The organism is Enterobacter cloacae complex sp. P40C2 (assembly GCF_014930695.1).
In the GTDB taxonomy this organism is placed as follows: domain Bacteria; phylum Pseudomonadota; class Gammaproteobacteria; order Enterobacterales; family Enterobacteriaceae; genus Enterobacter; species Enterobacter pasteurii.
This window is the reverse complement of record NZ_JADBRP010000002.1, coordinates 497,185-516,775: the sequence shown is the minus strand read 5'-3', so window position 1 is coordinate 516,775 and position 19,591 is coordinate 497,185. Positions and strand designations below refer to the sequence as shown.

The following is a 19,591-nucleotide window of genomic DNA, read 5'->3' as shown; positions in this document are numbered from 1 at the left end:
CCATGTGAGAGTAGGGAACTGCCAGGCATCAATCAAGAAGAACCCCGTACCGTAAGGTGCGGGGTTTTTTGCTTTATGCTTTCCTCTCTTCCTGTGAAAGAGGCCTTCAGACCGCACCGTCCCCTCCTTGAAACTTTCTCACCTTTCGCTTGCAGACTCGACATTCCAGCCAAATGCATATTCTGTGTTATTAAATCTATTCGTATTTTCTTCTACGAATTATCTTAATTGATTTCAGATCAGGAGAATTATTCCTTTATAAAAACGTCATGAAATTAGGATTAATCATTACTCTTTGCGACATATAACTCCTGCCCTTCGCATCCCCGCGAATTAACAATGCGTATATATTCCACATCAAATGTATTGCTTTGTACTGAAATTTTGATTTGATAGCATTTCTATCAGTTCGAAGAAACGGTGGTAATTAAAAATATGGCGACCTTAAAGATTGCCATAACGTTTCCCGGACAAACAAGGAGTTAATTACAGTCGCGATATATATCGATCGCGGTATGCTGCCTCCTTATTTCTCAGGATATTAGTACAAACAGGATATTGTTATGAAACTGAATAAAATTGCTATGGCAGCGGCTTTTACCGCCGCTCTGGGATCGGTGTCTGTATTCGCTGACACGACGACAGGCCAAATTGAATTCCAGGGTGAGCTGGTGAACACCGCGTGCGGTCTGGCGCCAGGTTCAAGCCCGGTAAGCGTCGATTTTGGTCAGATTCCTGTTTCTGCGCTGGCTAACGGAGCACACGCCGGAAACGTACACCAGAATATCGAACTGCAACACTGCGATACTACCGTAGCGCAAACGGCTGAAGTGACATATACCCCAACCAGCGTAAACCCAACAGATGCCTCTCTGGCAGCCTTTACCTCGGGTACGGCGTCTGGTGCAGGCATTGGTTTGCGTGACAGCGCCAGTCAGGACGTGGTATGGGGTACGGCAACCACTCCTGTGCAGCTGGTCGATGGCGCTAACGCTATCCCGTTCGTGGCATACGTAAAAGCAGAAAGTACAAACGCGAATGTAACAGCGGGTTCCTTCCAGTCCACGGTTAATTTCGAGATTGCTTACCAGTAATTCGCACAACGTACAAAGTGCGGGAATATTTCCCGCACTTTTTAAAATTAGCATAATAAAAATCTGTTCGTAAAACTATTTTATTTCCGTATGTAGTGCATAACGCATTAAGACGAGAAGACATAAGCACTTATCAGTTTGCTTACGTATCGTAACTAACACAATAAAAATTCGCTGTGGAATACAGGACGTTTTTAATGGATTTGTTCAGGGCGGGGATGATGTCGGGAAAATTAAAAACTAATCTGACGATGATAGCTCTTCTGATCATGACCAGTTGCTATACCGCAATGGCCAGTGCAGAGGAACGTATTGAGTTTAATACCGATGTCCTGGACGCTGCGGACCGCACACATATCGATCTGTCGCGATTTGCGACAGCCAACTATGTCACACCGGGAGACTATCTGCTGGATATCCGTATTAACGGTCAGTCGGTAGGGCAAGAGAAAATTCGTTATGTCGAAGCGCCTGGAGAAAAACGTTCATTGCCGTGCATAAGCGGCGAGTTGCTGGACAAACTTGCGCTCAAGGAGGACGCGCGTTTACAGGCTACTCAGATCTACGAGAACTGCTATTCGCTACATCGTCTGCCAGGGGCGAAATTAAGCAACTATGCCGGCGTGCTTGATATTACCGTGCCGCAGGCATGGATGAAATATAACGATCCTGACTGGACGCCGCCTGAACGCTGGGATGAAGGTATTGCCGGTCTGATTTTTGATTACAGCCTGAACGGGCAGCTTACCCGTCAGTTAAACGAGCATGAAAGCTACAGTGCACTATCGGGGTACGGCCAGGCTGGAGCCAATGTGGGGGGCTGGCGGGTTCGGGGAGAATACCAGACCAGCTATTACAGCCAGGACCATCAATCCGATTTCGACTGGAATCAGATCTACGCTTATCGACCACTGCCGTTGATGGCGGCGAAACTGACGCTGGGTGAGATTTACCTGAACTCACAGGTTTTCGATACCTTACGTTTCACCGGGATCAATCTTGCGAGTGACGAGCGCATGTTGCCACCTGCTCTACAGGGCTATGCGCCTGAGATCCACGGTATTGCCCGCTCAAATGCCAAAGTGACTGTCAGCCAGAGTGGACGAGTGATTTATGAAACCACGGTGCCCGCTGGTCCATTCAATATTCAGGATTTACGCAGCTCGGTACGCGGAACGCTCGACGTACGCGTTGAGGAGCAGGATGGTTCTGTCTCCCTTTTCCAGGTGAACACTGCCAACATCCCGTATCTCACCCGTCCGGGCTACGTACGTTACAACCTCGCTGGCGGTACTCCGTCCCGTTACGACCACTCCCTGAAGGGGCCATCATTCCTCTCCGGCGATTTCTCCTGGGGGATCAGCAACGCCTGGTCGTTGTACGGAGGTTTGCAGTCTTCGGGCGAAGCCTACACGGCGACCTCGCTGGGTATTGGGCGCGATCTGAATGCTTTTGGGGCTATTTCCGTCGATGCCACCGAGTCATGGAGTCGCCAGCCTGACGGTAAACGCCTGAAAGGCACCTCATTCAAGCTCAGTTACGCAAAGACCTTTGATGAATACAACAGCTCAATCACTTTTGCGGGCTACCGTTTCTCGGAGGAAGACTTCCGTTCGATGGCACAGTACCTGGATGAGCGTTACGAAGGTTATGACCAAAGAGGACGTGAAAAAGAGCTCTATACCCTCACCGGAAGTAAAACATTTTGGGCAGGCGAAGCGGGCAAGGCAACAACCCTTTTTCTCACCTGGACTCATCAAAACTACTGGAATAAACGCAGCCAGGATCGCTACGGCCTGTCGGTGGGCCGCGCCTTCCGTATCGGTGATATCAGCGGTATTACCGCCAATCTCTCCGCTTACCGTACCGATTATCAGGGACGCCAGGATGACGCGATATCTTTCTCCCTCTCCGTGCCGATAGGCGATAACACGTGGGCGGGGCTGGATATCCAGACCACTAACGGTAAGAGCAGCCCGATGGCCTCATACACCGATAACAGCGACTTCAATAACCTGTGGCGGGTTCGCGCGGGTGCCAGCCAGAACGGCAACGCCAGCGTAGATGGCTATTACCTGCATCGTTCTCAGTTGGCTGAAATTAATACTAATGCCAGCTATCAGCAGAATGAGTTCATGGCGCTAAGCACCACATTGCGCGGCGGTTTTACGGCAACCCGCCATGGAGCGGCTATGCATAACAGCGGGGCAACGATGAATACGGCCCGCGTCATGGTCGATACCAACGGCATTAGCGGTGTGCCGCTTAACGGTGAAAAGTCTCGAACGAACCGCTTCGGTATCGCCGTAGTACCGGACGTGGTGAGCTACAACAGCTTTGATACACGTGTGGATGTCGATGCAATGGACAGCGATATCGAACCGGCAAAATCCATCAGCACGACCACTCTGACGGAAGGCGCCATTGGCTATCAGGCTTTCGGCATCGCGAAGGGGATGAAGATGATGGGTACGGTACGGCTTGCGGACAACAGCGTTCCGCCATTCGGAGCGGAAATTTACAACACCGATGGCGTTAGCGTCGCGATGGTGCTTGAGGACGGTAAGGCCTGGCTTTCCGGCGTCAATGCTAATGAAACCCTGAACGTTTTGTGGGGCGGCAAACAGCAATGCAAGGTCACAATCCCGCCGAGCATAAACAATGGCCATTCGGACACGTTATTGCCGTGCCGTAAAACCCTGTAGACATGTTATCTCACTGTAATAAAGGCCAAAAATGAGCAAGAAAAGACAGAATGGTTATCTGATGGCGGCGTGTGTTTTGAGTATGGTGGGAAGCTGCGCCCAGGCGGGAGTTTCTCTGGATCGGACTCGCCTTATTATTACGGAGAAAGATGCATCATCCAGTGCCAATCTTTCAAATACCAGTCCGGATATTCCTTTCCTCGCTCAGTCGTGGGTGGAGGATGAAAAGGGCAACAAGATCTCCTCGCCTCTGATTGTTTTACCGCCGTTACAGCGCATCAACGGGGGGCAAAAAGGGATCGCGCGCGTGACTAAAACGGCCGACATAGACAAATTGCCGAAGGATAGAGAGAGCCTTTTCTATCTCAATGTCAGGGAGATACCGCCTAAGCCGGAAAAGCCCAATACGCTACAGTTGGCTATGCAGTCACGCATTAAGCTGTTTTACCGTCCGGCGTCCGTGATCCCGAAGATGAAGGGAGATATCTGGCAGGATCAGGTGGTGTTTCATAAAAATGCCGGTCAGATGACAGCACAGAACCCAACGCCTTACTACGTCACAATCCTTAACCTGACCAAAGATGATGGGCAGAAGATCACGCAGTTTCCGGGGATTATGATTGCCCCCAGGTCGAGCCAGCAGTTTGCGATAACAGACCCAAACGTTAGCCAGTTTTCCATGATGTTTGTGAACGATTATGGCGGGCATCCGGCGCTGAAATATCGTTGCGATGGCAATACCTGTAAAGCGCTACCAGCGGCCCAGCAGGGTTAATCAGGAAGGAGCCTGAAGATGCAATATCCTTATCCTTATGCAGCCCTACTGGCGATGTGCACGCTTGGGACACCCGGGACGGCATGGTCCGAAGTGGACGGCGAGATTAAGGCGGTGAATGGCACCTACGAATATCTTATTAATATTAATAATCAGGATATTACCAACAATCAGGTCGGCGCTGTGGTTACGGATGAATTTGACCTGGCAGGGATGTTCCAGGGCCGGGCTTACTGCACGCAGCCTATGGTTAACCAGCCAGTGTATTACACATCGAAGGCGACGCTGACCCAATCTGGAATGACGACGGGTTATCTCAAGCTCAATGAGTATATGGACGTGAAAATTGAGATCTATATCGGCGGTAACCTGCAACAGTACAAAACCGTGCCGTTCGACAGTGTTTCAAACAACGTCAATCAGAACTACTGCAACCCGCCGAGCACCGTCCTGTCCAACCAGTTTGCGTCCGGCGCGAAGGGAAGGGTGACCTTTATGATCACCAGGCCCATTATCAACGGGGTGAATTTACAGGGCTCTGAAATTGCGACACTTTACGGTCGTCTGGGGCCTGGCGTGATGGGGCAAACCCCGCTGTCGCGCGTTACCATTGCCTCCGGCGTCGTCACCGTTCCAGATAAATGCATCGTCAATCAGGGTACGCCTATCGTCGTTGATTTCGGCAACATCCCTGGGACAGGTAGTCGCCTGAACGGTATCAATTACAGTCAGAACGTACCGATACACGTGAAATGCCAGGGCGGCAGTTTTTCTCAGGGAGCACTCAATATCAGGTTGGGGATCCAGCAGGCTAACCCGGCATTTGAAGACGGTAAGTACCTGAGTACGCAGGGAGCAACCGATCGTTCAGAGCTGGGTATTGCGCTGCGCGATACCCAGGGCAACCCCGTGGTGCCAAATACGTTCTATAACGTGCCGGGATTTTCCAACAACCAGGGCGACTGGAACCTCACTGCCGCTCCGGTGGCCAAAAGCGTCGCTTCATCGATCCCTGAAGGTGATTTTCACGCGTCTGCAACCGTTGTGGCTGAATTCCAGTAAGGAGGGAATATGCATCGCATGACAATTATCCTCGCCTGTTTGTTGACGGTAGTTTCAGTATTACCAGCCTGGGCAAAGGCCGAGTTGACCGGTGGCGATCTCAGCTTTAAAGGGGTGGTCATGGCTTATCCGTGCAGTATTGCACCAGAGTCAGAACGCGTGCAGGTCGATTTTGGTGAAATATCTACAAAATCGTTGTCTGGCAGCGGAAAAACGACGCCCGTACCCTTCACCATTCAATTGCAGGACTGTAATCCGAACGTGTTTGACGCGGTAACGGTAACTTTCAGTGGCGTCGCTAACGCAAACCTGGCGGATCGACTGGCAATCAACGCAACTCCCCCCGGGAATGCGGGAGGGGTTGGGATTGGTCTGCTGGAAGCCGATGAAACGCCCGTGCGTCTGAACGTTGCGACCCGTCCAACCCCTCTTAACGACACGCTAATACGGCTGAGCTTTCTGGCTTTTATTGAAGCCGAGCCGGATGCCTTAACAAATGGAACGATAACCGCAGGGCCATTTACCGCCACTGCCAATTATACATTGAACTATCAGTAGCGGCGTTAACAGGATAGTGACACATGAATCATCAGTATTTTCTTTACGATAAAAACATCTTTTATTCGCAAGGAATTAGAATACTTATTACCAGTTTACTTGCTGAAACGACGGAAGCTTTATATACCGTAACGGATGATTATGAACAGCTTATCACTCAGCTTCAGCGTCGGGTTAATGATGAGTGTTGCGCATGGATCCTCTGTGATGTGGATAGCCTGCCGCGAGAACGAATTCATACATTGCAAATAATGAAGGAATGCTATCAGCATGAAAATAAAAAAATGGTTATTTTATTGGGTAAGCACCATATGCCCATTTTCTTTGCACTTTATGCCATATTCCCAACCGCCCATTGGCTCTTAAAAAGCGAAAGTATGGAAAGCATAACGTTATATTTTAAGGAGCTTCTGCAACACAGGTGTCAGGGATATTGCTTCAGCCCCTCTCTGGTGAGCTATACGCGACGAAAACTCTTTAACCGGGACGTGGAACCTACGATTTCAGGAAATGAGTGGTGGTTAATAGAAGAGTTATTTAAAGGAAAGTCACTGTCGCAAATCTCCGGTGAGATTAATGTAGATGTCCGTCGCCTGAGTTATATCAAACGGCATCTAATGAAAAGATTGAATATCAGAAACAACATCGCCTTATTCTCAGCGTTCAGAGGCATGATGCCCTGATCCTGTGAAACATTTTCGGCAGAACGATTTGTCGAATTATCGGTGCAAATTATGGCACTTCAATTAAATCTGAGTAAGGAAATGAATATGAAAAAACTGACAGTAGTCGAAGCAGCTAACGTTGTAGGTGGAACCTGTAAAACCTGTGAAATCACCTATCAGAACGTCACGATCGGTGGCGTAACTTCCTGTAAGCAGATAACCACCTGTACGGATAAACACGGCTGTACCACCTCTATGCAGGATGCTGATTCCAGCAAATGTGGCGGCATCCCGAACCGTTATTAATCGACTCTGGCCTGGGGGATTCCGCCTCCAGGTTTCTTTACTTCTGACGAGAATATACTGGTGACTCAATTTACACGCGTTACGCTTATAGCCTACTCCTTGTTTTTGGTTATGGTTTCAGCGCTGATTACAGTGCTTTATTACCATATTTTTGTCTTTAGTTCTTTTGCAAAAGATGACTCGCAGACCCAGGCGTTTCAGGAAGTCAGCAGCGAACAACTAGCCAAAAGTCCAATAAAAGAACCCTACGGTATTATCGAAGTAATGTCTTATGGCTGCCATTATTGTGCGGCGAACGAAGACAATCTGACTGAATTTTCACGGGCTCTACCGCAGGGCAGCACATTTACCGCTATACATATCGCAGGTGATAATAATGGCCTTGCCGTCTGGGCGCCTGTTTTTGCCACGCTGGAAGCTATGGGGGTAGAAAAGACTGTTCGGGAGAGTGCATATAACGCCATTATCACGAAAAACATCGACCTCACCAATGAAAAAAATCTCGACGCCTGGCTGGTAAAAAATCACATCGATGTCAGTAAATTTAAAAAGCTGCGTTACAGCAAGGCGGTAAAAGATCGGCTCAACGAAATGACGGCTATTACCGAGCACTATAATATCAGCGCTACGCCGATGTTCATAATTAATAAACGCTATGTAGTTGCCCAGGATAGCGAGTTTCCGACATTTGCACAGCGTATGCTGAAATTGCTGAAAGAGGATAAATAATTTCGTGGTCAGAATTTTTATTCTCTGGAGCGTGTTCGGTTTTAAGAACAGCGCCGAAAGAATTGTCGACCTTCGGCACAGTCTTTCGCGGACCGCGTTATTTCTCCTGCGGAAAATGGTGCGCTACGGACCTCTTCCCGTACTGTTGGTCGTGGCGAAAGGGCTTTGTGCGTTGCGATTGACCGGACGTTTATTTCATCTTCGAAACGCGGTAGCAAACGAAAACTACCGCTGCCTGACGGGTCAAAACGGCCGGATAGACGTGGCCTGGATTGCGGTGCGTCGACGCCTTCTGGAAGAGGCTGCCACCTGGGGGCAAAACGCGGGACTACTTCAGCAAATCCGTGAGTGTACGGCGGAACTGGAAGCGGTGGTTGCACCGCTGCACCAGCAAAAAACGCCCTGTATTCTGGCTCCGCTTCATACGGTTTCGGACGTATTAGCCGCTATCGTCGGTGCCAGCGTTACGCCAGGAAAGGCCTGCGCGTTGGTCTCCTCCAGTGCAGAACTGTATAACGCGCGCGCCCGTGCCCTGGGCGGGATTGCGCTTTCCTACTGCTCTATCCATCAGGAGAACAACGCGCTTGCCAGTAGCCTGATGGCGCATATCACTGAAGTCGCCACCGGGCAGCAGAATATGATTATTTTTCCTGATATTTCCCCAGATTACACCCTGCAGGCTGAAGGGAGTCTGGCGGCGAAACTGCCGTGTCGTTTATTCGGACGCAGCGCGAAGCTGCACAGCGGCGTTGTGCGCCTTGCTGGTGCTGTTGCGGCTCAGGTGGTGTTTTACCACCTGAGTTATGACAACAGGCTGCGCATCCACATTCATCCTCCGGTGAGCAGTCTAAACGTTGCTGGTGTTCTGCCCAGGGTTATCGAATCAACCCTGCGTGAACATCCGCAGGAATGGCTTTTGTGGCACAGCCATTCTCTCTACTTTATTAATCATTAACGATAAACATGACAACCACGATCCCGAATCTGATTTTTCAGGAAGAGACTAACGAGTGCGGGCTGGCATGCGTGGCGATGCTGGCACAAACGCAAGGACAAACGGTTTCTCTGGAAACGCTGCGCGATATTTTTCCGGCATCCGATCACGGCACCTCGCTGGACGCGTTGATGAACATTCTGACACGTCTCGGTATCACGACGACGCCGGTATTATTCGAACACGATGAGCTGAGCGATCTGCCGCTGCCCGCTATTTTACATTATGGCGCGAACCATTATGTCCTGCTCGCATGGCGAAAAGGTAGCCATGTCTGTGTAATGAATCCAGCGATAGGCGAACAGTGGCTGCCTTTCGCTGCGCTTAAGCAGGAGATCAGCGGCTACGCGCTGATCGTTGATCGCGGCCAGGAGCAGACGGCCGAGCCCCATCTTGCGTTACCCACAAAAACGCGAAGCGTGCCGGGGGCGATGAGCCTTCAGGAGACGGCGCAGGTGTCGGGCATTTATCGGCTGATGATATTGACCTTCCTCGTATCGTTGACGCTGTTTCTGATGCCAACGATGGTGAGTGGCGCCATCAACCAGGCGTTCTCAAGCGTAGAAAACAGCGCCTTTCCGTACGGGTGGTTTATGCTGGCGTTTGTGGCGGCTTCCCTGATGGCGCTGGGCGTGCGAGTGCTCAGCGAGCGTTATATCAAACGCTTTGTACTGCTTAACAGCGGCGCTGGGTTTTCTCGTTTGCTTCAGAACCCGCTTCGTTTTTTTGAAAGACGTGCTCCGGGGGAGATCTTCAGCCGTTTCACTGCCTGGCAGATGGGCCTGCTACAAAAAATTGAGCTGGATAACGGGCTGCGTTCCGACTGGGTGATCGGCGCGATCGCCCTGGCAATCATGTTCTGGATTGCCCCTGTACTGGCGGCGATCTCCGCTATCGGTGTCACGGTGATGGGGATCATCAGCGTCTGGGCCGTGATCCGCGACCGCTGGTATACCCAGCAGCTCCAGTTGAAAAGCGCCGCGTTGAATGACTTTTTCATGGAGACCATACAGGGCATCCTGACCGTAAAAACCGCCGCGCTGGAAAGCCAGCGTCAGGGGCAGTTTGCCGCCTTGAGCCGCGATTTATACGCGTGTCTGCAGCGTCAGAAAGTTTATCAGCAGGTAAAAGAAGGGCTGTATCAGCTTAGCGGAAGCCTGGAAATGGTGGCGTTTATGCTGGTGGTGCTGCCGATGGTCCACAGCAAACAGATCTCCCTTGGCGATTTTTTTGCCTACAGCTTTCTGCGGCAAATCTTCACCTCATATGTGACGCGGATCTTCTACGCCATCATTCAGAAATCGCAATTACACGTGATCGACACCCGTGCTCATGCCCTGTTTGCGCCACGTGAAGAGGAGGCCCGCTCGTCTCTGGCGCTACAGCGACCTGCAGAAAGGGCACCGGATTTGGCTTTCAGGGGATGGTGTTACGGCTACGATCCCGCGAACCCCCTCCTGTCATCCATCTCATTTTCGTTAGGGGCAGGTGAACACATCGCGATCGTGGGCGGGTCCGGCGCGGGCAAAAGCACCTTATTGCGGCTGATTGCCGGGCTGTTAACTCCGCAGGCGGGCGAATGTTATGCCGCAGGAACTGCACTCCCGGCTGCACAGCTGGCGCACTATGTTTTCCTGCAAAGCCAGGAGGACATTCTGTTTAATACCTCGGTGCGTGAAAACATCACATTATTCGACACGCGCTACCGGACACGCGATCGTGCACGGATTGAAGCCCTGCTTGATTCCCTTGCGCTGGGTGACGTGGTGCGTGCATTACCGGGGGGGATTGACGCCCTGATCCGCGAAAGTCACGCGGCGCTTTCGCTCGGCCAGCGCCAGCGTCTGTTGCTGGCGCGCGCAATGTACAGTACACGCCCGGTTTTATTGCTCGATGAACCGACCGCCAATCTTGACGATGATACCGCCGCAGTTGTGATGGCGACGATCCACGCGCATTGCCGGAAAAGCGGAAAATCGCTGATCGTGGTCTCCCATAGCGAGCAGGTTCTGACGAACTTTCAGAGGATTTATCAGCTGGCCGCAGGCAAGCTCAGCCTGAGGGAGAGCCGTGATGAAGCCTGATTATCGTTGGGTTGTGCTGAGCTGCATTCTGGTGCTTGCCGTTGCGTCAACAGCAGCCTGGCTGACGATGGACACAACCTCACCGCACGACGCTTTACCGCTGGAAACGATCGGCACCGGCGATATTAAAAAGGTCGTGCTGGTGACGGGGATCCTGAAACCGGCGGTACAGGTTAACGTCGGTGCTCAGGTCAACGGCCAGTTGCGTAAGCTGTACGTTCGCCAGGGAGAAAAGGTAAAAAAAGGCCAACTGCTGGCGGAAATTGATCCGACTTTGCAGGAGTCTGATTTGAAAAACGCACGGGCTCAGCTGGCCAGTGCCAGAGCGCAAAAACTGTCGGCGCAGGCCACGCTGCTGCGTTACCGTCAGGAACGCGACCGCCAGCGGATGATGCTTCGCGACGGCTCGGGGGTGCGCAGCGAGCTTGAGCAGGCCAACGCGCAATATGCTGTGCAGGTGCAGCAGGTCGAGGTGAGCGACGCGCAGATTGCTCAGGCTGAAATGGCGGTGAAAGCAGCGCAGGCCAACCTGAGCTATACCCGCATCGTCGCTCCTGTCGACGGTGAAGTGTTGGGCATCGTGACCCGGGAGGGGCAGACTATTGTCTCTTCGCAAACCGCGCCGACCATTCTGGTACTGGCGAACCTCGATACGATGCAGGTACAAACGCGCATCTCAGAGGCCGACGTACAAAAAATACGCCCCGGCCAGCCGCTAAGTTTCTATGTAATAGCTAATCCGGAAAAACGCTACGTCGGCATCATGGGTTTTGTACAGCCTGCACCACAGGAGACGCTGGACGGCTCCGGTGAGCGAGGCGCTGGAGGGAACCAGCAGGCGATGGCGGTCTACTACACCGGGACATTTGAAGTGCCTAACGTCGGGCGCGAACTTAAAACGTCCATGACGGCACAGGTATTTATCCAGATTGCCGAGGCCAGAAATGCTCTGCGCGTTCCGGTTGCCGCGCTAGGTCAGGCGCTGGATGCCGGGCGTTACACCGTTACCATCCTTGAAAACGGATTACCGCAACCCCGCGCGGTCCGCATTGGTATCAACGATCGGCAGTATGCAGAAGTGCTGGACGGATTACAGGCGGGCGATCGGGTCGTGCTGGCGCAGAATAAGGTGAGGGGATAGCGGATGGAGCCGATTATCGTGCTACGGCGGGTCTGCCGTACCTTTCATGCAGGAACGCAAACGCTGGCGGCGTTGAACAATATTTCACTGACCATCTATCCCGGGGAGATGGTAGCGATCGTGGGGGCGTCCGGCTCGGGAAAGTCCACGCTGATGAATATTATTGGTTGCCTGGACAGGCCTTCCTCGGGCGAGGTACTGATAAACGGCACGCCGGTACATAACGCTGACAGCCTTCATCTGGCCGACCTGCGCAGTCGCTATCTGGGATTCATTTTCCAGCGGTACCACCTGATGCCCTATCTGACGGCGGAAGAAAATATTGCTATCCCTGCGCTGTATACCGCCATGCCTGAACAGGAACGTCACGCACGCACGCACAGACTTGCGCGTCAGCTTGGGCTGGAAGACCGGCTACAGCACCGTCCTGCCCAGCTTTCCGGTGGTCAGCAGCAGCGAGTGAGCGTTTGCCGGGCGCTGATTAACGGCGCGCATGTCATCCTGGCGGATGAACCTACCGGTGCGCTCGACAGCCTCAGCGGCAAGGCGCTAATGGAGGTATTCCACCAACTGCACAGGGCAGGGCATACGGTGATTATCGTTACCCACGATCGCGACGTCGCCCGGCAGGCACAGCGCACTATCGAGATCGGAGACGGACGACTTATCAGCGACGTCCAGCACACCGCTGCTCATGCGTCTGTTCCGTTGCCGGAGCAGGATAACGGGCGCGCGTCGTTACATCGTCGCCTTCACGAATCTGTCCGCATGGCCTGGCGTTCGTTGCTCGGGCACCGGTTGCGTGCGTTTCTCTCTATGCTGGGGATCATCATCGGTATTGCGTCAGTTGTGTCATCAATGGCGGCAGGCGAAGGCGCCCGGCAGGCGATCATGAATGAGATCGGCAAGCTGGGAAACACAACGCTGGAGATCCGACCCGGCACCGGATGGGGCAACACGCGCCCGGACATGGCGCGCGCGCTGTCGCTGGACGACGTGCGCAGCCTGCAGGCTCTTCCCTGGATTATGGGCGTTTCGCCGGTCATCAGCACCACCATGCTGGCCGTTCGCAAGGGCTTAGACTCCTCAATGTTGCTGTCCGGCGTTTCGCAGGACTTTTTCACCCTGCAAGGTCTGCGGTTTGTGCAGGGTAGCGGTTTTACCGCGCGCGATGTTGCTGAAGGTGAACCGGTTCTGATCCTCGATGAAACCGGTCGCGATACGCTGTTTCCCGGTGGAGAAGATCCGCTCAACGAGATCGTGCAGATTGCCGGTGCGCCATGGCGGGTGATCGGTGTTGCATCTCGCCCCGGACCAAAAGTGGTGGGTGGGTTTATGGCCGCATGGGTACCTCATACTGCCTTGCAGCAGCGGCTTACGGGTGAAAAACCGCTGGAATCCCTGGTTCTGCGTTTTCAGCCGCCTCTGGACCCGCATGAGGCGGCACGGCGTGTGGAACATCATCTGCTGCGTGAGCATGGGCGCAAAGATTTCTTTGTTCAGACTGACGATCGGCTGGCGAACGCCATGCAGAAAACCTCTGACTCTATGTCGCTGCTGATAACCGCGATTGCGGCAATCTCCCTGCTGGTGGGCGGCGTCGGGGTGATGAATATCATGCTGGTGTCGGTGACGGAACGGACACACGAGATTGGGATCCGCTTGTCTGTTGGTGCACGCCCCTCAGACATCCTCAACCAGTTTCTGATTGAGGCAGTGATGATTTGCGCCCTTGGAGGCCTGGCAGGGGTTTTCGGATCGTGGTTAGTTGGGCTGCTTTTCGCCTGTGTGACCGACGCGTTCCCAATGGTTTTTACTCTTTTCCCGGTGCTGTTGGCCTGCGGCTTCTCCGCATTGATCGGCCTGACGTTTGGCTATTTTCCGGCGCGCAGCGCGGCCCGCCTCAATCCCACCGAGGCGCTGGCCCGAGAATGAAAAGTCTTCTGATGCTATCGATGCTGTTACTTCTGACGGGATGTGGTGCATTAACCCGCAGCGACTTCCAGCGCCCGCTGCTGTCGTTGCCCACCCAGTGGCCTGCGGCAATGGATAAGAATGCTGAAAGCCGCTGGCGTTTTGACGATCCCCGATTAGCGCGGGTGATTGAACAGGTGCTGGTAAGCAATAACGATCTGGCTGCGGCGGCGATCGCGTTGCAGCAGGCGCGCGTAACGGCGGGGCTCACCCACACTAACATGACGCCTGCCGTCACGATTAGCGGCGCGGCCAGTAACGTCAAAAATGTACGTAGCGGGGGGGCGTCTCAGGAGAGCTACAGCAGCGGTATTTCCATCGCCTGGGAGCTGGATCTGTGGGGAAAACTGGCGCGTATTCGTGAGCAAAGCGAGTGGCAGGCGTTGGCGAGCGAGCAGGATTATCATGCAACGGTGCTTTCTACCATCAGCACCACCGCTCAGCTTTACTGGCGGATCGCCCTCTATAACCAGCAGATCCGTAATCAGCGTGCCGGTCTGGCAATCTCGCAGCAGACCGTTGAGCAGGTCGTATCATGGTTCAACGCAGGGAAGGTCGGTCAGCTTGATGTACTGCAATCCCGACAGGCGCTGCTGACGCGGCAGAATCAATTACGCCTCCTGAACCAGCAGCGGCAGAACGCCCGCAATGCGCTGGCGCTGTTGCTCAACAGACCGGCAGAACAGCACGCGGATGAAGCGACCGTGCTGGATGTGAATCAGCAGGTTCCAGTTGCACAACATACCCCGCTGCGGGTGATTGCCCGCCGGCCTGATATTCAGGCTGCTGAGTCCCGCCTGCGAGCAGCACTGGCAGGCTATGACGCGGCGCGATTGCAGTTCTATCCCGCGCTTTCTCTTGATGCTTCCCTGAATGCCGGAAGTCAGATCTTTAGCCAGTGGTTCCACGATCCTATACGCACAACGGGCACCGCGCTGACGCTGCCCTTTATTCAGTGGAATACCCGACAGCTCACCATCACGCAGGCAGATTTAGCAATAAAACAGGCAGCCATCGCTTTTCGCGCTACCGCCTACAGCGCACTCGCCGAAGTGGACGATGCCATGGAAAACCGATCGAGCGCTGAGGAACAACGCGTTCGGCTTCACCAGTCGCTGACCCTCAGCGAGCGGCGTTTATCCCTGACGCAAAGCCGTTATCGCGCAGGGGCGGTGGATTTTCAGACGCTGTTAAACGCGCAGGACGATCGGCTGAACCTGGAGAATGCCCTTGCGCAGGCTCAATACGACTACCTCTACGCCACGCTGCAGCTCTGGCTGGCACAGGGAGGCGACACGCAATACAGGATGATAAGACATGAAGCGAAATGATGGATATAAGCGGGTGGTGGTGACCGGGTATGGTGCGGTCACCCCACTTGGCGCCACGGCAGATGAGAGCTGGCAGGCAATCATGCGTTATCGCCTGGGCTATCGCTATGTCGATAACTCGGCGCGGAATATTAAAACCTACTTTCTGGGGCTGGTGGACAACGAACCGAGCCTGAGCGGCGTTCCTGCCGTGGTACGGCGTCGGCTGCCACGCTTTGCCCGGCTTACGCTCGGTGCGGCTCGTCAGGCCATGGCAATGGCCTTTGGCGGTGAGCCACCGCAGGAATTCTACAGCCCTTTAGACTGCGGCGCGATCATGGGCACCGGTTGGGGAGGGCTGGACGAAAGCTACCATGCACAGAGTGAGTTTGCGACAAGAGGGCTCGCCTCTCCGTTTACCTGTTTTTATTCCATGCCAAGCGTTACCACCGCTGCCTGTAGTCAATTTTGGGGGCTAAATGGCTATCAGAATACGGTAGTCGCTGCCTGTGCGACGGGAACTATTGCTATTGGTGAAGCGTATGAAGTGATCCGCAGCGGCAGGGCGCAGATGATGCTTGCAGGGGCCGGAGAATCTCTGACAAGCCACTGTGCGATCTGGAACATTGACGTGCTGGGGGCGCTGAGTAAAGAGGCGTCAGATCCTCAACGTGCCAGTTGCCCGTTCAGCGCCCATCGTAGCGGATTCGTATTGTCTGAAGGCGCGGCGGTGCTGTGCCTTGAGGAGCGTGAGGGGGCGATTGCGCGCGGAGCGACGATTTTGGGCGAAGTCACCGGTTACGCCAATTTCTCAGATGCCTGGGATTTTACGTCTCCCGCGGAGGATTGCCTCGCTCGCGAGCACACCATCACCTGTGTACTGCAACAGGCGGGACTACAGCCTGAGCAGCTGGACTATATCAACGCGCACGGCACCTCGACTCCCCTCAATGATATCAATGAAACGCAGTCGCTGAAAATGGCGCTGGGCGATGCGGCCTGGTCTATCCCGGTTTCCAGCACCAAATCGTACACCGGGCACTTAATTTCTGCCGCAGGTACGTTTGAGAGCATCGTCTGCTTACAGGCTATCGGCCACGGTATCATTCCCGCGACGACCAACTATCAGCAGGCGGATGAACGCTGCGATCTGGATTACGTCATTGAAGGCCATCGTGCCGGTAACATCCGCAGAACGCTGAACCTGAGCTTTGGTTTTGGTGGCGCAAACGCGGCACTGATTCTGGAGAAGCACGCATGAGGACGCTGTGTTACAGCCAGCTGGATGCGCGTCAGTGGGCTGCGTTTTCGGGAGATTATAATCCTGTGCATTTTGATAAAGCGTGGGTGAAAGCGCGTGGCGGAAATCAGCTCAGCGTACATGGTATGCGTGCCGCGCTGGATGTGAAACGGTTTATCAGCCCTATGGCCACCAGCGCCCCCTTTCTCAAGTGTACCGTACGTTTTCGCCGACCGCTGTGGCGCGATACCGCCTACCTGATGATGCGCGACGTGAATAAGCGTGATGCTGCTTTTGTGCGCGATCTTTCTGCAAAAGAGCATTACCTCTCGTGCCAAATCGCGCCGGTAAATCTCTTTGCCATTGAACACGAAAAAAGCCAGCGGGAGCTGGGTGCATCGACAATTGTTGCTCTGCATCAGACCTTTTTACCCCTGTTACCCGATGCCCGGCAGTGGCATTTTCTTGATGCGCTGCTGTTTCGTCACCTTCTTCAGGATAGCGCGCTGCTGCGTCAGCAGGCCATCGCGGCCATCCTGCCGGTCTGCCACTCGCTGGATATGCTGTTTTCCCGATTTCACGTAGTACAGACCCATCAGGAGGTTATCTTCGACTCTCATCTGCTGGAACCCTGGTCTACGGAGCCATTTTCAGAAAGCCTGGAAATTGAAACGCTGCCCGCCGTGGTGGTCGGCGACCTGGTAAATGGCGCAGCGGTGAGAATCGCTGCGCGTACGCATTATCAACAACGCTACATTAGCAGTGCCGTGACGCTAAAAATCGGCGCCCTGACAAAAGGAAAATAACATGAGCCAATATGAAACCATCTACGACAGCATCGCTGAAATGCTCTGCGATGCGAAAGATCTGGCACCGGAAGCCCTCACGCCTGAGACGACGCTGGCTGAACTGGAACCAGATAGCCTGGACTATGTGGAGTTGATGGTGCTGGCGAAACGTGAGTTTAACGTAACGCTCACTGCTGACATGTTTATGACAAAACCACCCGTCACGCTTCGCGACCTGAGCATGCTGATTGCACAGGAAATGGCAGGCTAAGATGGAGAAGAAATGGATGTTGATCACCGGAGGCAGCCGGGGAATTGGTCAGAGCCTGGTGAACCACCTGTTGCCTGAGTGGAATATCGTCTTCACCGGTCGAAATATGGCCGGCATTGACCGCACGCTGCAATACGCGCGCAGCCGCAGTACGTCAAACTGGGTTAAAGGCTACCGCTGCGATGGAAGTGACGAAGCTGGAGTCGAGAAGTTAGCGACGTCATTGCTCAGTGAGTTCGGCGCGCCCTCTGCAATTATTCACAACGCCGGAATGACCATTGATGCGCTGCATATTCACCAGAAAGCACGCGACTGGCATGAGGTGCTGGAAAACAATCTTGTTGCTGTCGTGAACTGGAATCGGATCCTGCTGCCAGCGATGATGATGCAGGGAAGTGGTGCAATCGTCTTTATGTCGTCCGTGACGGCCATAAAGGGCAACAGTGGGCAGACGGCCTATGCGGCCAGTAAGGCGGCAATGATCGGCCTCACGCGTTCACTGGCGCGGGAAGTAGGGCGCTTTGGCATTCGGGTTAACTGTCTGGCTCCAGGCCTGATTGATGGTGAAATGGTTCAGGCTATTCCTGAAACACGGCTGAAAGCCATGCGGCAGAATATTCCCTTGCGGCGTCTGGGACGAACGCAGGACGTAGCGCGTGCCGTAGCTTTTCTGATCGGAGAAGGAAGCAGTTACCTCACCGGGCAGACGCTGGTACTGGACGGTGGGTTATCCGCCTGAGGAACAACAACCGCGAGAAGAGGCTTCTCGCGGTTCATGGCTGGCTAAGCTGGTTAATGCGTTGCACCAGAGCGCGTCGTTCCTTAACGGACTCCTGAAAGATCTGCAATAAAACCGCACTGTGTTGCTGCACTATGCCTGCCAGCTCTGGCGCGATTTCCGCCGTTTCCCCGACGCGCGCTTTAAACTCCGATGATAACGTAACCCCCTGCAACAGTGACGCCAGCCAGATGCTGGCTTTCATAATCATCACTTCCTGCGGACAGCCAGATTTAGCAACAACGGTTTTTTGAATCTGACACCAGCGCGCAATGTCTCTTATAGCTTCAATGGAACAGAGCTCATTCCAGACGGCACTCCCCCCGTCGGCATGCGCCGTTGCATCGCACTGTGCCAGAGAAGCAAGGTTATGCAGCAATCCACCTGTTTCAATTTTCAGACATTGTTCCGGTGGGATACCCATTTTTTTTGCGAGGTATCCCGAGATTCGTCCGGCCACCAGAGAGTGCTGGACGCCATGATGGCTGAAGCCGTCAATTATAAATGCCAGCATCCCGGCAATATCGCGGAAATTATGTAACGAAACGGAGTCATTATTTATACGAGGGATATCCTGAATATAGTCATGAAATTCTGTTGATTCAATTATTCGCCAAAAAAACGCGCTGTTTGTCATTCGACGGAATGCTCGGATATAGTCTGGTTTAAACAGGGTATCTTCTCCACTGGAAATAATGTCTATGATTTCATCTTTGGCCGTGATTATATCGCTGGTACGGTATTGAGCAATTAATACGTCCAGTCGATCAGCCAGAAAGATGATATGGCTTTCTTTTGGCGTTTTTGCACCATTAACACTCGCGCCTTTGCCATTTTCCCAGGGAATATGATGATAACGGACAATGGTCTTAAGGGGGGCCAGCAGCGGCACGGTCGCCAGCAGTTCCGCGCCCACAGCAGCATGGTTATTGAATTCATTATCGTAATAGCTTATGGGCTGCAGTCGTGATTCCTCGTTAAGCCCGCCGATATCATGAAGCAGGGCTGCGAGCAGGGTCTTCCGACATTGCGCAGACGTTAACTGCGATTCACGGGCAAGATGCCAGGCAATATATGCCGTTCGGACATGATGCAAGTTGAGTCGAGGATTGATCAT

The 19,591-nt window shown here is 53.5% G+C and carries 18 protein-coding genes; 17 read left to right on the top strand and 1 reads right to left on the bottom strand.

Annotated elements, in window-relative coordinates; all coding sequences use genetic code 11:
* The first annotated feature begins 563 nt into the window (after positions 1 to 563).
* The 17 genes from IM304_RS07690 to IM304_RS07610 all read left to right on the top strand — a co-directional run bounded on the left by IM304_RS07690 (position 564) and on the right by IM304_RS07610 (position 18,435).
* Complete coding sequence (locus IM304_RS07690; RefSeq protein WP_193355558.1) at positions 564 to 1,094, top strand: fimbrial protein; 531 nt, start codon at positions 564 to 566, stop codon at positions 1,092 to 1,094.
* A 221-nt stretch (positions 1,095 to 1,315) separates the two neighbouring features.
* The gene (locus IM304_RS07685; protein WP_193355560.1) at positions 1,316 to 3,799 is read left to right on the top strand and encodes a fimbria/pilus outer membrane usher protein; all 2,484 of its coding nucleotides are present in this window, start codon (positions 1,316 to 1,318) and stop codon (positions 3,797 to 3,799) included.
* A gap of 31 nt (positions 3,800 to 3,830) precedes the next feature.
* Complete coding sequence (locus IM304_RS07680; protein WP_193355557.1) at positions 3,831 to 4,574, top strand: molecular chaperone; 744 nt, start codon at positions 3,831 to 3,833, stop codon at positions 4,572 to 4,574.
* Positions 4,575 to 4,592: 18 nt separating this feature from the next.
* Positions 4,593 to 5,636 carry a fimbrial protein gene (locus IM304_RS07675; protein ID WP_193355556.1) on the top strand — a complete coding sequence of 348 codons (1,044 nt, stop codon included), beginning with the start codon at positions 4,593 to 4,595 and terminating at the stop codon, positions 5,634 to 5,636.
* A 9-nt stretch (positions 5,637 to 5,645) separates the two neighbouring features.
* On the top strand, positions 5,646 to 6,194 hold the full coding sequence (locus IM304_RS07670; protein WP_193355555.1) for a fimbrial protein: 549 nt from the start codon (positions 5,646 to 5,648) through the stop codon (positions 6,192 to 6,194).
* Positions 6,195 to 6,217: 23 nt separating this feature from the next.
* Positions 6,218 to 6,877: a DNA-binding response regulator gene (locus IM304_RS07665; RefSeq protein ID WP_148422642.1), complete on the top strand. Its 660-nt coding sequence runs from the start codon at positions 6,218 to 6,220 to the stop codon at positions 6,875 to 6,877.
* 87 nt (positions 6,878 to 6,964) lie between these two features.
* A complete protein-coding gene (locus tag IM304_RS07660; protein WP_148422641.1) occupies positions 6,965 to 7,165 on the top strand; it encodes a DUF4762 family protein in 201 nt (66 codons plus the stop codon).
* Between the two features lie 111 nt (positions 7,166 to 7,276).
* The gene (locus IM304_RS07655; RefSeq protein ID WP_193355559.1) at positions 7,277 to 7,894 is read left to right on the top strand and encodes a DsbA family protein; all 618 of its coding nucleotides are present in this window, start codon (positions 7,277 to 7,279) and stop codon (positions 7,892 to 7,894) included.
* Between the two features lie 4 nt (positions 7,895 to 7,898).
* Complete coding sequence (locus IM304_RS07650) at positions 7,899 to 8,849, top strand: ABC transporter (RefSeq protein WP_193355554.1); 951 nt, start codon at positions 7,899 to 7,901, stop codon at positions 8,847 to 8,849.
* Positions 8,850 to 8,857: 8 nt separating this feature from the next.
* Positions 8,858 to 10,972 (top strand): peptidase domain-containing ABC transporter, encoded by a 2,115-nt coding sequence (locus IM304_RS07645; protein WP_193355553.1) that lies wholly within the window; start codon positions 8,858 to 8,860, stop codon positions 10,970 to 10,972.
* Positions 10,962 to 12,113, top strand: coding sequence for an efflux RND transporter periplasmic adaptor subunit (locus IM304_RS07640; protein ID WP_193355552.1), 1,152 nt, complete (start codon positions 10,962 to 10,964; stop codon positions 12,111 to 12,113). The genes IM304_RS07645 and IM304_RS07640 overlap by 11 nt, the downstream gene beginning before the upstream one ends.
* A gap of 3 nt (positions 12,114 to 12,116) precedes the next feature.
* Positions 12,117 to 14,048, top strand: coding sequence for an ABC transporter permease (locus IM304_RS07635; protein WP_176608921.1), 1,932 nt, complete (start codon positions 12,117 to 12,119; stop codon positions 14,046 to 14,048).
* Positions 14,045 to 15,418 (top strand): TolC family protein, encoded by a 1,374-nt coding sequence (locus IM304_RS07630; RefSeq protein WP_176608920.1) that lies wholly within the window; start codon positions 14,045 to 14,047, stop codon positions 15,416 to 15,418. Before IM304_RS07635 ends, IM304_RS07630 begins: the two co-directional genes overlap by 4 nt.
* Positions 15,405 to 16,658 carry a beta-ketoacyl synthase gene (locus IM304_RS07625; protein WP_148422635.1) on the top strand — a complete coding sequence of 418 codons (1,254 nt, stop codon included), beginning with the start codon at positions 15,405 to 15,407 and terminating at the stop codon, positions 16,656 to 16,658. The genes IM304_RS07630 and IM304_RS07625 overlap by 14 nt, the downstream gene beginning before the upstream one ends.
* Complete coding sequence (locus IM304_RS07620) at positions 16,655 to 17,443, top strand: MaoC/PaaZ C-terminal domain-containing protein (RefSeq protein ID WP_176608919.1); 789 nt, start codon at positions 16,655 to 16,657, stop codon at positions 17,441 to 17,443. The genes IM304_RS07625 and IM304_RS07620 overlap by 4 nt, the downstream gene beginning before the upstream one ends.
* Position 17,444: 1 nt before the next feature.
* Complete coding sequence (locus IM304_RS07615; RefSeq protein WP_148422633.1) at positions 17,445 to 17,696, top strand: acyl carrier protein; 252 nt, start codon at positions 17,445 to 17,447, stop codon at positions 17,694 to 17,696.
* 1 nt (position 17,697) lies between these two features.
* On the top strand, positions 17,698 to 18,435 hold the full coding sequence (locus tag IM304_RS07610; RefSeq protein WP_148422632.1) for an SDR family NAD(P)-dependent oxidoreductase: 738 nt from the start codon (positions 17,698 to 17,700) through the stop codon (positions 18,433 to 18,435).
* Between the two features lie 34 nt (positions 18,436 to 18,469).
* Here IM304_RS07610 and IM304_RS07605 read toward each other — a convergent pair whose 3' ends face one another.
* Positions 18,470 to 19,591, bottom strand: coding sequence for an HD domain-containing protein (locus IM304_RS07605; RefSeq protein ID WP_193355551.1), 1,122 nt, complete (start codon positions 19,589 to 19,591; stop codon positions 18,470 to 18,472).

Bases quoted from the DNA above. Each gene is read 5' to 3' on its own strand.
- IM304_RS07690 (WP_193355558.1), top strand. From the start codon at position 564: ATGAAACTGAATAAAATTGCTATGGCAGCGGCTTTTACCGCCGCTCTG.
- IM304_RS07685 (WP_193355560.1), top strand. From the start codon at position 1,316: ATGTCGGGAAAATTAAAAACTAATCTGACGATGATAGCTCTTCTGATC.
- IM304_RS07680 (WP_193355557.1), top strand. From the start codon at position 3,831: ATGAGCAAGAAAAGACAGAATGGTTATCTGATGGCGGCGTGTGTTTTG.
- IM304_RS07675 (WP_193355556.1), top strand. From the start codon at position 4,593: ATGCAATATCCTTATCCTTATGCAGCCCTACTGGCGATGTGCACGCTT.
- IM304_RS07670 (WP_193355555.1), top strand. From the start codon at position 5,646: ATGCATCGCATGACAATTATCCTCGCCTGTTTGTTGACGGTAGTTTCA.
- IM304_RS07665 (WP_148422642.1), top strand. From the start codon at position 6,218: ATGAATCATCAGTATTTTCTTTACGATAAAAACATCTTTTATTCGCAA.
- IM304_RS07660 (WP_148422641.1), top strand. From the start codon at position 6,965: ATGAAAAAACTGACAGTAGTCGAAGCAGCTAACGTTGTAGGTGGAACC.
- IM304_RS07655 (WP_193355559.1), top strand. From the start codon at position 7,277: ATGGTTTCAGCGCTGATTACAGTGCTTTATTACCATATTTTTGTCTTT.
- IM304_RS07645 (WP_193355553.1), top strand. From the start codon at position 8,858: ATGACAACCACGATCCCGAATCTGATTTTTCAGGAAGAGACTAACGAG.
- IM304_RS07640 (WP_193355552.1), top strand. From the start codon at position 10,962: ATGAAGCCTGATTATCGTTGGGTTGTGCTGAGCTGCATTCTGGTGCTT.
- IM304_RS07635 (WP_176608921.1), top strand. From the start codon at position 12,117: ATGGAGCCGATTATCGTGCTACGGCGGGTCTGCCGTACCTTTCATGCA.
- IM304_RS07630 (WP_176608920.1), top strand. From the start codon at position 14,045: ATGAAAAGTCTTCTGATGCTATCGATGCTGTTACTTCTGACGGGATGT.
- IM304_RS07625 (WP_148422635.1), top strand. From the start codon at position 15,405: ATGAAGCGAAATGATGGATATAAGCGGGTGGTGGTGACCGGGTATGGT.
- IM304_RS07620 (WP_176608919.1), top strand. From the start codon at position 16,655: ATGAGGACGCTGTGTTACAGCCAGCTGGATGCGCGTCAGTGGGCTGCG.
- IM304_RS07615 (WP_148422633.1), top strand. From the start codon at position 17,445: ATGAGCCAATATGAAACCATCTACGACAGCATCGCTGAAATGCTCTGC.
- IM304_RS07610 (WP_148422632.1), top strand. From the start codon at position 17,698: ATGGAGAAGAAATGGATGTTGATCACCGGAGGCAGCCGGGGAATTGGT.
- IM304_RS07605 (WP_193355551.1), bottom strand. From the start codon at position 19,591: ATGATCAATCCTCGACTCAACTTGCATCATGTCCGAACGGCATATATT.